Genomic DNA, 11,834 nt, shown 5'->3' on the forward strand with positions numbered 1-11,834 from the left:
TCTCTCCCGGGAAAGGCCCGATCGGGGCCAACCCGTTCGTATGATTATCGTCTCAAGCGCAGCCGTGCGCAATCGCACAGCAGCCGCGAGGCGGCGCGAATCGGCGACGCAGACGGCTCAGGCCGCCGCGTTCTCGGACTTGTCGTCCCCGTCGAGGCCGAGGTCCTTGAGCTTGCGATAGAGGGTGGATCGGCCGATTCCGAGGCGGCGCGAGACTTCGGACATCCGGCCGCGGTAGAATTGCAGCGCGAAGCGGATGATCTCGGCCTCGAGGGCGTCCATCGGCTTCATCTCGCCCGTATCCTCGACCACGAGCGACATGGCGTGGGGATCGCGCACCTCGACGCGCACGATCTCGCGCACGGGCTCGGGCGCGCCGGCCGGCAGGATCGGCTGGCTCGGGGCCGGCGGGATGCGCACGTCGAAGCCCTCGACCTGCGCGGCGATCTGGGGGAATTCCGCCACCGTCAGCTCGTCGCCATCCGCCAGCACCACGGCGCGGAACAGGGCGTTCTCGAGCTGGCGCACGTTGCCGGGCCAGCCGTAGCGGGTGAGAAGCGCCATCGCCTCCGGCGTCACCGAGCGGACGCGCTTGCCTTCCTCGGCCGCGAACCGCGCGCAGAAGGAGCGCACGAGATCCGGGATGTCCTCGCGGCGCGCGCGCAGGGGCGGCAGCGTCATCGGGAAGACGTTGAGGCGGTAATAGAGGTCCTCGCGGAAGCGGCCCTGCTTCACCAGGTCGAGGAGCGAGCGGTTCGTCGCCGAGACGAGGCGGATGTCGACGCGCACGCTGCGCTTGGCCCCAACCGGGTCGACCTCGCCCTCCTGCAGGGCGCGCAGGAGCTTCACCTGCGCGTCGAGGGGCAACTCGCCGATCTCGTCGAGGAAGAGCGTGCCGCCGGACGCCTCGACGAACTTGCCGACATGCCGCTCGGTGGCGCCTGTGAACGCCCCCTTCTCGTGCCCGAACAGGGTCGATTCGACGAGGTTGTCGGGGATCGCCCCGCAATTGACGGTGACGAAGGGCTTGCCGCGGCGCTCCCCCGAGCCCTGGATGGCGCGGGCCAGCACCTCCTTGCCGACGCCCGATTCGCCCTCGATCAGCACCGGGATGTTCGATTTCGCGCTCCGCTCGGCGAGGCGGATGACCCGGTCCATGTCGGGGCTGCGCGAGGCGAGGTCCTTGAAGCTCAGCGAGCCGGAGGCGCGGCGGCGCATGCGCCGGACCTCCTCCTCGAGCTGATCGACCTTGAGGGCGTTCTTGATCGAGACCTGCAGGCGCTCGGCGCCCGCGGGCTTCACCACGAAATCGACTGCGCCGGCCCGCATGGCGTTGACGACCGTGTCGATCGAGCCGTTCGAGGTCTGCACGATGACGGGGGTGTCGAGGCCGCCCTTGCGCATCTCCGCCAGCACGCCGAGCCCGTCGAGGCCGCCCGGCATGACGAGGTCGAGCAGCACCACGTCGACGGGCTCCCCGGCCCGCAAGGCGGCGAGGCCCTCGGCACCGTTCTCGGCGGTCCGCGCCTCGAAGCCGAACCGGCGCACCGCGGCCTCGGTCAGGCGGCGCTGCACGGGATCGTCGTCGACGATGAGGACCGTTGTCGACATGCGGGCATCCCCTGAGGCTTTGCCGCGAGGCCGGGCCGGTGCCCGGAGCGCCGGGCTCCGGTGCCGGGGCGAGCCCGCGGTTGTTTCGTTTCGAGCCGCAGGGTCGCCGAAGAGCGTAAAGCCCCGCTTAACGACGATCGCAGTTTCCGCCGTGGGTCAGCGAACGCACGCTCCGCGAGCCCGCCGAGCGGCGGAGGGCCGAACGCCGCATCGGTTGATCGCGCGACGATTGCGCTCGATATCTCTCCCCGGGCGGGGCGCCGTCGCGCCGCGCGTGAAGGAACCGAGATACAATGCCGAGCCGATCCGTCGCGCCTGACCTGCTGCCGGAACCGTTGCGGCACCCGGACGGGACCCATGCGGCGAGGGCGGCCGCGCGCGCGGCGGAGCTCGCGGCCGATCTCGGGACGCTGCCCGAATGGGACCTGAGCGACCTCTATTCCGGCATCGACGCCCCCGATTTCCGGGACGATCTCGCCCGGGCCGAGGCGGATTGCCGGAGCTTCGCGCAGCGCTACGCCGGAAAGGTCGCGGAGATCGCGGCCGGGTCCGGCGCATCGGCCCGACTCGCGGAGGTTGTGCGGTCCTACGAGGCGATCGAGGAGCTTCTCGGCAAGCTGATGTCCTACGCGGGCCTCGTCTATTCGGGCGACACCACGGACGAGCGCCGCGCCAAGTTCTACGGCGACACCCGCGAGCGCCTGACCAACGCCTCGGGCGACCTCCTGTTCTTCGCCCTCGAGCTCAACCGCGTGGACGACGCCGTGATGGACGCCGCCATGGCGGAGGGTCCGCTCGCGCACTACGCCCCCTGGATCGAGGATTTGCGCCGGGAGAAGCCGTTCCAGCTCGAGGACCGCATCGAGAAGCTGTTCCTGGAGAAGTCCGTCACGGCGAACGCCGCCTGGGACCGCCTGTTCAACGAGACGATCGCGGCGCTCCGCTTCCCCGTCCAGGGCGAGCAGCTGACGCTGGAGCCGACCCTCAACAAGCTGCAGGACCCGGACGGCGCGGTGCGCAAGGACGCGGCGGGAGCGCTCAGCGAGGTGCTCCGGGCGAACCTGCGCGTCTTCACGCTGATCACCAACACGCTCGCCAAGGACAAGGAGATCTCGGACCGCTGGCGCGGCTTCAAGGACGTGGCCGATGCCCGCCACCTCGCCAACCGCGTCGAGCCCGAGGTGGTGGCGGCCCTCGTCGAGGCGGTGCAGGCCGCCTATCCGCGCCTGTCGCACCGCTACTACCGGCTGAAGGCCAAGTGGTTCGGCGTCGAGTCGCTTCCCTACTGGGACCGCAACGCGCCGCTGCCGCGGGTCGAGCAGCGCACCATTCCCTGGGCGGAGGCGCGCGACACCGTGCTCGACGCCTACCACGCCTTCTCGCCGCGGATGGCGGGCATCGCCCGGGACTTCTTCGAGCGCCGCTGGATCGACGCGCCGACCCGGCCCGGCAAGGCGCCGGGCGCCTTCGCGCACCCGACCGTGCCCTCGGTGCACCCCTACGTGCTCGTCAACTACCAGGGCAAGCCGCGGGACGTGATGACGCTCGCGCACGAGCTCGGCCACGGGGTGCATCAGGTGCTCGCCGGCCCGAACGGCGCCTTGATGGCGCCGACGCCCCTGACGCTCGCCGAGACCGCGAGCGTGTTCGGCGAGATGCTGACCTTCCGGCGGCTGCTTTCGGCGACGCGCGACGCCACCCAGCGGCGCGCCATGCTCGCCGCCAAGGTCGAGGACATGATCAACACGGTGGTGCGCCAGATCGCCTTCTACGCCTTCGAGCGGAAGGTCCATCTCGCCCGCCAGCAGGGCGAGCTGACCGCCGAGCAGATCAACGCGCTCTGGATCTCGGTTCAGGCCGAATCGCTTGGGCCCGCCATCGCGCTGGACGGGGGCTACGAGCCGTTCTGGGCCTACATCCCGCACTTCATCCACTCGCCCTTCTACGTCTACGCCTACGCCTTCGGCGATTGCCTCGTGAACTCGCTCTACGGCGTCTACGCCGAGGCCGAGGAGGGCTTCGTCGAGCGCTACTTCGCGCTGCTCTCGGCCGGCGGCTCGAAGCCCTACGGCGAGCTTCTGAAGCCCTTCGGGCTCGACGCGAGCGACCCGTCCTTCTGGCAGATCGGCCTCGGCATGATCGAGGGCATGATCGCGGAGCTGGAGGCGATGGAGGGGCAGGGCTGAGGGGACGCCGTGACCGGAGCATGAGGCCGCAAGCGCGCGGCCCTGCTCGCGCTCGTGATGTTCCTCGGGCTTAACGATATCGATTTCGTGGTCGACGGAGCGGAAGCCGTCGTGACGATCCTCGGCCTCGCCGCGGGTGACGTCGATGAATCCGGCCTCACCCGCTGGATCCGCGACAACTGGCCGGCCGGCTGAGGCGCGGGCCGCCCCGCGGCGCGGCGCCCCAGCGCCCTGGCGCCGGGGCGACGGCGGCTTATCTCGGGACCAGCACCCCAGTCCCGATGCCCCGAGAACACCCCGACCGCCCATGGCCGAGACCGACCCGGAAGCCAACCGCTTCACCGCCCGCGCGAGCCGCTATGCCCGCGTCGGCGCCAATGTCGGCGGCGTCGCCGCCCGGATGGCGGGCGCGCGCCTGTTCGGCCGGGAGGGGACGACGAACGCCGCCGCCCTGGCGCAGGCGCTCGGCGGCCTGAAGGGGCCGATCATGAAGGTGGCGCAGCTCCTGGCCACCGTGCCGGACCTGCTGCCGCCCGAATACGCGGCCGAGTTGCAGAAGCTCCAGGCCGACGCGCCGCCCATGGGCGCGGCCTTCGTCAAGCGCCGGATGATGGCCGAGCTCGGGGCCGATTGGCAGTCCCGCTTCGGCCGCTTCGACCTGAAGCCCGCGGCGGCGGCCTCCCTCGGCCAGGTTCACCGGGCGACGGCGCGCGACGGCACGCCGCTCGCCTGCAAGCTCCAGTATCCGGACATGCAATCGGCCGTCGAGGCGGACCTGAAGCAGCTCGAAGTCGCCTTCGCGCTGCACCGGCGCATGAATTCCTGGCTCGACACCCGCGAGATCGCCAAGGAGATCGGCGCGCGCGTGCGCGAGGAGCTCGACTATGCCCGCGAGGCCAAGCACGCCGCGCTCTACGGCGGCGTGCTGCGGGATATCGGCGCCGTGCGGGTGCCGGACGTGCATCCCGACCTCTCGACGCGCCGGCTCCTGACGCTCGGCTGGCTCGACGGCGAGCGCATCCTCACCTTCGCGCAGGCGCCGGTCGAGATCCGCAACCGCATCGCCCAGTCGATGTTCAAGGCGTGGTGGCACCCGTTCAGCCGCGCCGCCGTCATCCACGGCGACCCGCATCTCGGCAATTACACGGTGTTCTCTGAAGGCGGCGAGCCGCAGGGCATCAACCTGCTCGATTACGGCTGCGTGCGCATCTTCCATCCCCGATTCGTCGGCGGCGTGGTCGACCTCTATCGCGGGCTCCTCACCGGCGACGAGCCTCGAATCGTCCACGCCTACGAGGTCTGGGGGTTCAAGAATCTCAACCGCGAATTGATCGACATCCTCAACATCTGGGCTCGCTTCATCTACGGGCCGCTGCTCGAGGACCGCACCCGTACGGTGGCGGACGGAGTGAAGCCCGGCGAGTACGGGCGCCGCCAGGCCTTTGCGGTGCATCAGGCCCTCAAGGAGCGCGGCCCCGTGACCGTGCCGCAGGAATTCGTCTTCATGGACCGCGCCGCGGTCGGGCTCGGCGCCGTCTTCCTCCACCTGCGCTCGGAGCTGAACTATCATCGCCTGTTCGAGGCGGAGATCGAGCACTTCTCCCTCGACGCGCTCGCCGACCGCCAGGCGGAGGCACTCGCCGACGCCGGCCTCCCGCGGCCGAGCTAGGGCGAGAAAGGCGGATCCGGACGCTCAAAAAATCCGCCCACCCCCTGGACAACGCGTCTGGTATACCAGAAACTGGGCCATACGAAATCGGCACTGAGACTGCTGATTGCGAGCCGTCGAGGCTTGCGCTAAATCCGCTCGGGACCAAGCAAGACGACGTCAAGGGAACGAGCGCGCAATGGCCGATACGAAGACCGTATCCGGGGTGGCATACAGCCCGGCAATGGACGGAGAAACTCACGAGCAGACCTACCGCGGCTTCGTTCGCTTCGTCGAGATCGCGACCGGCGTGGTGATCTGCTGGGTCCTGGCGCTCGCGGTCGGCGGCATCCGCGAGGCCTGGCTGACGGCGATTCTCGGAGTCGTATTGTCGGGTGTGGCCGGCGCGGTCGGCGCCTTCGCTCCCGCCATCGGCTGGAAGGCGCCCGCCGTCATCGGCGTGCTCCTTGCTCTTTATCTGGCGTTTGCCTGATGAACCGGCTGCCCTCATCGAGGTGACGGGCGGTCCTTCGTTACAAACGGCGCGTTTCCATCAGATCAACCGGGTCACCCACCTCGAAAAGTCGCGAGGAATCGCGCAGTCCGAGGCGGTCAATCGAAGGGGAATTCCTGAATGCGCATCGCTGTGCTGTCGGAGGCGGATTCCGCGGAGCCGCGGGTCGCGGCGGTGCCGGAGACGGTCAAGAAGTTCAAGGCTCTCGGCGCCGACATGGTCGTGCAGGCCGGCGCCGGCCTCAGGGCGGGCGTGCCCGACGGCGAGTACGAGGCGGCCGGCGCCGAGATCGCGCCGAGCGCCGAGGCCGCCGCCGGCGGGGCCGACCTCGTCCTCAAGGTGCGCCGTCCGAAGCCCGAGGAGCTCGGGCTGTTCAAGCGCGGCACGGTCGTCGTCGCCATCATGGACCCCTACGGCAACGAGTCCGAGCTGAAGGGCATGGCGGAGGCCGGCCTCTCCACCTTCGCGATGGAGCTGATGCCCCGCATCACCCGCGCCCAGGTGATGGACGTGCTCTCCTCCCAGGCGAACCTCGCGGGCTACCGCGCGGTGGTCGACGGCGCCTCCGAGTACGGCCGCTCGATGCCCATGATGATGACGGCCGCCGGCACCGTCCCGGCCGCGCGTGTCTTCGTGATGGGGGTCGGCGTCGCGGGCCTCCAGGCCATCGCCACCGCCCGCCGCCTCGGCGCCGTGGTGACGGCGACCGACGTGCGGCCCGCCACCAAGGAGCAGGTGGAGTCGCTCGGCGCCAAGTTCGTGGCGGTGGAGGACGACGAGTTCAAGCAGGCCGAGACCGCGGGCGGCTACGCCAAGGAGATGTCGGCGGCCTACCAGGCGAAGCAGGCGGAGCTGGTCAAGGGCCACATCGCCAAGCAGGACATCGTCATCACGACGGCCCTGATCCCGGGCCGGCCAGCCCCGAAGCTCGTCTCCGACGAGATGGTCGCCTCGATGAAGCCGGGCTCGGTCCTCGTCGACCTCGCGGTCGAGCGCGGCGGCAACGTCGCCGGCGCGAAGGCCGGCGAGATCGTCACCACCGACAAGGGCGTGAAGATCGTCGGCCACCTCAACGTGCCGGGGCGCCTCGCCGCCACGGCCTCGAGCCTCTACGCGCGCAACCTCTACGCCTTTCTGGAGACCCTGATCGACAAGGACGCCAAGGCGCTCGCGATCAAGTGGGACGACGAGCTCGTGAAGGCCACCAACCTCACGCGCGACGGCGAGGTGGTCCACGCCTCCTTCCAGCCCAACGCAGCCTGATCCCGCCGGAGAGACTCCCGATGGCCAACCTTCCCCCCGACCAGGCGGTCGATCAGACCCGCGTGCTCGCCGACACCGCCCGCGCCGCCGCCGAGGCCGCCCGCCGCGCCGCCGACCAGGCGGCCTCCATCGCCGACGGCCTCGGCCACGGCGCCGCCGCCATGACGCATGGCGCGGTCGACCCCACCGTCTTCCGCCTCGCCATCTTCGTGCTGGCGATCTTCGTCGGCTACTACGTGGTCTGGTCGGTCACCCCGGCGCTGCACACGCCGCTGATGTCGGTCACCAACGCGATCTCGTCCGTGATCATCGTGGGCGCGATCCTGGCCGCCGGCGTGCCGCTCGTCGAGCACGGCACGGGCTTCGCCCGGTTCTTCGGCTTCATTGCCATCATCCTCGCCAGCGTGAACATCTTCGGCGGGTTCCTGGTCACCCAGCGCATGCTGGGCATGTACAAGAAGAAGGGTTGAGGCGATGTCCGAGAACGTCTCGTCCCTCCTCTACATCGTCTCCGGCGTCCTGTTCATCATGGCGCTGCGGGGGCTCTCGCACCCCACCACCTCGCGCCAGGGCAACCTCTACGGCATGGTCGGCATGGGGCTGGCCATCCTGACGACGCTGGTCGGCCATCCGCCGGCGGGCGCGGGCGCCTGGGCCCTCGTGATCCTCGGCCTCGCCATCGGCGGCGGCGCCGGCGCGGTCATCGCCAAGCGCGTGCCGATGACGGCGATGCCGCAGCTCGTGGCCGCCTTCCACTCGCTCGTCGGCCTCGCGGCCGTCGCGGTGGCGGCCGGCGCCCTCTACGCGCCGCAGGCCTTCGGCATCGTCGAGGGGGGCCACATCCACGGGCAGTCGCTCTTCGAGATGGGGCTCGGCGTCGCCATCGGCGCCATCACCTTCACGGGCTCGGTCATCGCCTTCGCCAAGCTCGACGGCCGCATGTCCGGCAAGCCGATCATCCTGCCCCAGCGCCACGCCATCAACATCGCACTCGCCATCGCGCTCGTTGCGCTGCTCGCCATCTTCATCGGCACCGAGAGCAAGGTGGTGTTCTGGCTGATCGTGATCGCCTCGCTGGTGCTCGGCGGCCTGATCATCATCCCGATCGGCGGCGCCGACATGCCCGTCGTCGTCTCGATGCTGAACTCCTACTCGGGCTGGGCGGCGGCCGGCATCGGCTTCACGCTGGGCAACCTGGCGCTCATCATCACGGGCTCGCTCGTGGGCTCCTCGGGCGCGATCCTGTCCTACATCATGTGCCACGCGATGAACCGCTCGTTCATCTCGGTCATCCTCGGCGGCTTCGGCGGCGAGACCGTGGCGGCCGGAGGCGGCCAGGTCGAGACGCGCCCGGTCAAGCAGGGCTCGGCCGACGACGCGGCCTACATCATGAAGAACGCCGAGAAGGTGATCATCGTCCCCGGCTACGGCATGGCGGTGGCGCAGGCCCAGCACTCCTTGCGCGAGATGGCGGACCTGCTCAAGAAGGAGGGCGTCGACGTCAAGTACGCCATCCACCCGGTCGCGGGCCGCATGCCCGGCCACATGAACGTGCTGCTCGCCGAGGCCAACGTGCCCTACGACGAGGTGTTCGAGCTCGAGGACATCAACGGCGAGTTCCCGCAGGCCGACGTCGCCTTCGTCATCGGCGCCAACGACGTCACCAACCCGGCCGCCAAGACCGACAAGGCCTCGCCGATCTACGGCATGCCGATCCTGGACGTCGAGAAGGCCAAGACGGTGCTGTTCATCAAGCGCGGCATGGGCTCGGGCTACGCCGGCGTCGAGAACGAGGTCTTCTTCCGCGACAACACCATGATGCTGTTCGGCGACGCCAAGAAGGTCGTGGACTCGATCCTCAAGAACCTCTGACGGCGCCGGGCACCTGACCGGACGGCAGGAGAGCGGGGCGGGCGCGGCGAGCGCCCGCCCCGTTCGCGTTTCGGGGCGCCTTGCGGATCATCGCGGGGCCGCCGGCGTTGCCCCGCGGAGATCGCGGCGTTCGCCGCCCGGCCGCAGGAGCCCGATGCCAGCCTTGAGACGACGGGACATGCTCGCCGGGCTCGCCGCGGCCGCTCTCGCGGCGGGACCGGCGCGGGCCGCGCCCGTGGTGCGGAGCCTCGATCCGCGCTTCGCCGCCGTCATCGACCAAGCCGCCCGGCTCGAGACCGTCTACGCGGGCGGGCGCTGGTGCGAGGGGCTCTGCCACGCGCCCGATCTCGGCGGCCTCGTCTTCAGCGACGTCAAGGCGAACCGGATCTCCGTGCTCGGCGCCGACGGCCGGGTTCGTACGCTGTGCGACCCGTCCGGCAATGCCAACGGCAACACCCTCGATGCGGAGGCCGGCTCGTCACCTGCGAGCACCGCGGCCGCCGCGTCGTGCGCCGGGAGCGCGACGGGGCGATCACGGTCCTCGCCGACGACTTCTCGGGCAAACCGCTGAATTCCCCGAACGACGCCCGGCTCGGACCCGACGGCCTGATCTGGTTCACCGACCCCGTCTTCGGCATCCGGCTGCCGGACGAGGGAGTGATGGCCGAGCCTGCCCAGAGCGCGCGGCGCGTCTACCGGATCGCGGCCTCGGGCGAGGTCGAGGCGATGACGGACGCGGTGGGGCAGCCGAACGGGCTCGCCTTCGCGCCCGACGGCCGCACGCTCTACATCAGCGACGCGGGCGCCGCGCTGAATCCGGAGGGCGCACGTGTCATCCTGGTCTTCGCCGTCGGCCCTGACCGGCGCCTCGGGCCCGCGCGGCCCTTCGCGGAGCTCGAGGCCGGGGCCCCGGACGGGCTCGCGGTCGATGCCGCGGGACGCCTCTGGGCCGCCTGCCAGGACGGCGTGCGCGTCTACGATCCCGACGGGACCTGGCTCGGGCGCATCGCCACCCCGAGGGCCGCCACGAACCTCGCCTTCGGCGGCACGGCCGGGCGCCGCCTCTTCGTCGCGGCGGGCGGGGCGATCCACGCGATCGACATCAAGGTACGGGGTGCCGCCTCGGCCGGCTGACACGAGCCACCGCGATACCCCGCCAGGCCCTTCGAGGAGTCTCATGCCGATCGCCAGACGCAGCCTGCTCACCCGCATTTTCACGGCCGGGGCCGCGCTCGGCCTCGGCCGGGCCGCCGCGCAACCCGCCTCATCCGCCTCGCGCTCCGGACCCGGCGACGGGCGCGTGGCCACGAGCCGGCCGGCGGGCGCGATGGAGCTGGCGCTCGCCGCCGACGCTCCCTCGACCCCGACCGGCCTGACGATCTCCCGCGGCGGCCGCGTCTTCGTCATGATGCCCCGCTTCGACGCCCGGGTGCCGATCACGGTCGGCGAGGTGATTACGGACGGCGCGGTCCGGCCCTATCCGAGCGAGGAGGCCAACCGCCCCGACCCGAAGACGCCGCAGGCCAGCCTGTTCCACGTCCCGAACGGCGTGATCGACCGCGACGACACCCTCTGGCTGCTCGATGCCGGGCTGCCCGAGGGCAAGGGGCCGCCGGTGCCGGGCGGCGCCAAGCTCGTGCAGGTGGACCTTGCCGGGAACCGCATCCGCCGGGTGGTCCCGCTCGAATCCGGCATCACCCCGGTCTCCTCGCTCAACGATCTGCGGGTCGACATCCGGGAGGGGAGGGCGCGCGCCTACATCACCGACCAAGGCCAGGGCGAGGAGGGGGCGATCCTCGCCGTCGACCTGACGAGCGGACGCGTGGTGCGCCGCCTTGAGGGTCATGCCAGCACCAAGTCGCAGAAGGACCTCGTCAAGTTCGTCGAGCACCGCCCGGTGATGCGGCGGGAGGGCAGCGGCCCGCCGAAGCCCGTCAAGGGCGGCGCCAACGGCATCGCGCTCAGCCCGGACGGCCGGCGCCTCTACTACGCGCCGCTGATCGGGCGGCACCTCTACAGCGTCGACGCAGCCGCGCTCCTCGACCCGGACGCCTCCGACGCGGAGGTGGCGGCGAGCGTCGAGGATCTCGGCGAGAAGGGCATGACGGGTGGCCTGATCGCGGACGCGCAGGACCGGATCTACCTGTCGCTGCAGGAACAGAACGCGGTCGGCCGCCGCGACCCGGACGGCACCATCACCGTGATCGCCTCGGACGAGCGCCTGATCTGGGCCGACACCTTCTGGATCACGCCGGACCGCTGGCTCTACGTCTCGGCCGCGCAGGTCAACCGCCGGCCCGAATACAACCGCGGCGAGGACCTGCAGCAGCCGCCCTACGCGATCCTGCGCATCCGCATCGACGCCGACCCCGTCCCGTGACGCCGCCGTCCCGGCCCCCGCCGCGCCGGGTCGCCCGTCAGGCTTCCGGATTCGCGCAACGGAATCGGCCGCGGATCACCTCTCCCGTGCGGGAGAGGTCGAGTCCGCGAAAGCGGACCGGGTGAGGGGTTCGCCCTGTCCGGAGAGGTCCTACCCCTCACCCTGTCCCTCTCCCGCACGGGAGAGGGGACCCGCGCCCGGCCTTGGGAACCATCGAGCCCTGAACCGACGCCTTCGTGTATACCGGCGGAGTCAGCGCGCGCCGCCTCACCTCTCCCGTTCGGGAGAGGTCGAGTCCGCGGAACGCGGACCGGGTGAGGGGTTCGCCGTCTCCGGAAAGGTCGCGCCCCTCACCCTAAC

The 11,834-nt window shown here is 70.8% G+C and carries 10 protein-coding genes and 1 pseudogene; 10 read left to right on the forward strand and 1 reads right to left on the reverse strand.

Translation table 11 applies throughout. The annotated features are described in order from the left end of the window. Positions 1 to 117: 117 nt before the first annotated feature. Positions 118 to 1,611, reverse strand: coding sequence for a sigma-54-dependent transcriptional regulator (locus tag WDW90_RS09750; RefSeq protein ID WP_336487192.1), 1,494 nt, complete (start codon positions 1,609 to 1,611; stop codon positions 118 to 120). Between the two features lie 293 nt (positions 1,612 to 1,904). Here WDW90_RS09750 and WDW90_RS09755 point away from each other — a divergent pair, with 293 nt between their 5' ends. From WDW90_RS09755 to WDW90_RS09800, 10 genes and pseudogenes are all read left to right on the forward strand, one after another. After that, positions 1,905 to 3,797, forward strand: coding sequence for a M3 family oligoendopeptidase (locus WDW90_RS09755; RefSeq protein ID WP_336487193.1), 1,893 nt, complete (start codon positions 1,905 to 1,907; stop codon positions 3,795 to 3,797). Positions 3,798 to 3,821: 24 nt separating this feature from the next. After that, positions 3,822 to 3,992 (forward strand): annotated as a pseudogene (locus tag WDW90_RS09760) (type II toxin-antitoxin system death-on-curing family toxin); the annotation flags it as partial. A gap of 112 nt (positions 3,993 to 4,104) precedes the next feature. Then, positions 4,105 to 5,466 (forward strand): ABC1 kinase family protein, encoded by a 1,362-nt coding sequence (locus tag WDW90_RS09765; protein ID WP_336487194.1) that lies wholly within the window; start codon positions 4,105 to 4,107, stop codon positions 5,464 to 5,466. A gap of 178 nt (positions 5,467 to 5,644) precedes the next feature. Beyond that, a complete protein-coding gene (locus tag WDW90_RS09770; RefSeq protein ID WP_336487195.1) occupies positions 5,645 to 5,938 on the forward strand; it encodes an aa3-type cytochrome c oxidase subunit IV in 294 nt (97 codons plus the stop codon). 141 nt (positions 5,939 to 6,079) lie between these two features. After that, on the forward strand, positions 6,080 to 7,222 hold the full coding sequence (locus tag WDW90_RS09775) for a Re/Si-specific NAD(P)(+) transhydrogenase subunit alpha (RefSeq protein ID WP_336487196.1): 1,143 nt from the start codon (positions 6,080 to 6,082) through the stop codon (positions 7,220 to 7,222). A 20-nt stretch (positions 7,223 to 7,242) separates the two neighbouring features. Then, positions 7,243 to 7,692: a proton-translocating transhydrogenase family protein gene (locus WDW90_RS09780; RefSeq protein WP_336487197.1), complete on the forward strand. Its 450-nt coding sequence runs from the start codon at positions 7,243 to 7,245 to the stop codon at positions 7,690 to 7,692. Between the two features lie 4 nt (positions 7,693 to 7,696). Beyond that, on the forward strand, positions 7,697 to 9,094 hold the full coding sequence (locus WDW90_RS09785; RefSeq protein ID WP_336487198.1) for an NAD(P)(+) transhydrogenase (Re/Si-specific) subunit beta: 1,398 nt from the start codon (positions 7,697 to 7,699) through the stop codon (positions 9,092 to 9,094). Between the two features lie 163 nt (positions 9,095 to 9,257). Continuing rightward, positions 9,258 to 9,665 (forward strand): SMP-30/gluconolactonase/LRE family protein, encoded by a 408-nt coding sequence (locus WDW90_RS09790; protein WP_336487199.1) that lies wholly within the window; start codon positions 9,258 to 9,260, stop codon positions 9,663 to 9,665. Beyond that, on the forward strand, positions 9,602 to 10,228 hold the full coding sequence (locus tag WDW90_RS09795; protein ID WP_336487200.1) for an SMP-30/gluconolactonase/LRE family protein: 627 nt from the start codon (positions 9,602 to 9,604) through the stop codon (positions 10,226 to 10,228). The genes WDW90_RS09790 and WDW90_RS09795 overlap by 64 nt, the downstream gene beginning before the upstream one ends. A gap of 43 nt (positions 10,229 to 10,271) precedes the next feature. Further along, positions 10,272 to 11,474, forward strand: a complete 1,203-nt coding sequence (locus WDW90_RS09800) for an SMP-30/gluconolactonase/LRE family protein (RefSeq protein WP_336487201.1) — start codon at positions 10,272 to 10,274, stop codon at positions 11,472 to 11,474. The last annotated feature ends 360 nt before the right edge of the window (positions 11,475 to 11,834 follow it).

The organism is Methylobacterium nigriterrae (assembly GCF_037106235.1).
GTDB lineage: Bacteria > Pseudomonadota > Alphaproteobacteria > Rhizobiales > Beijerinckiaceae > Methylobacterium > Methylobacterium nigriterrae.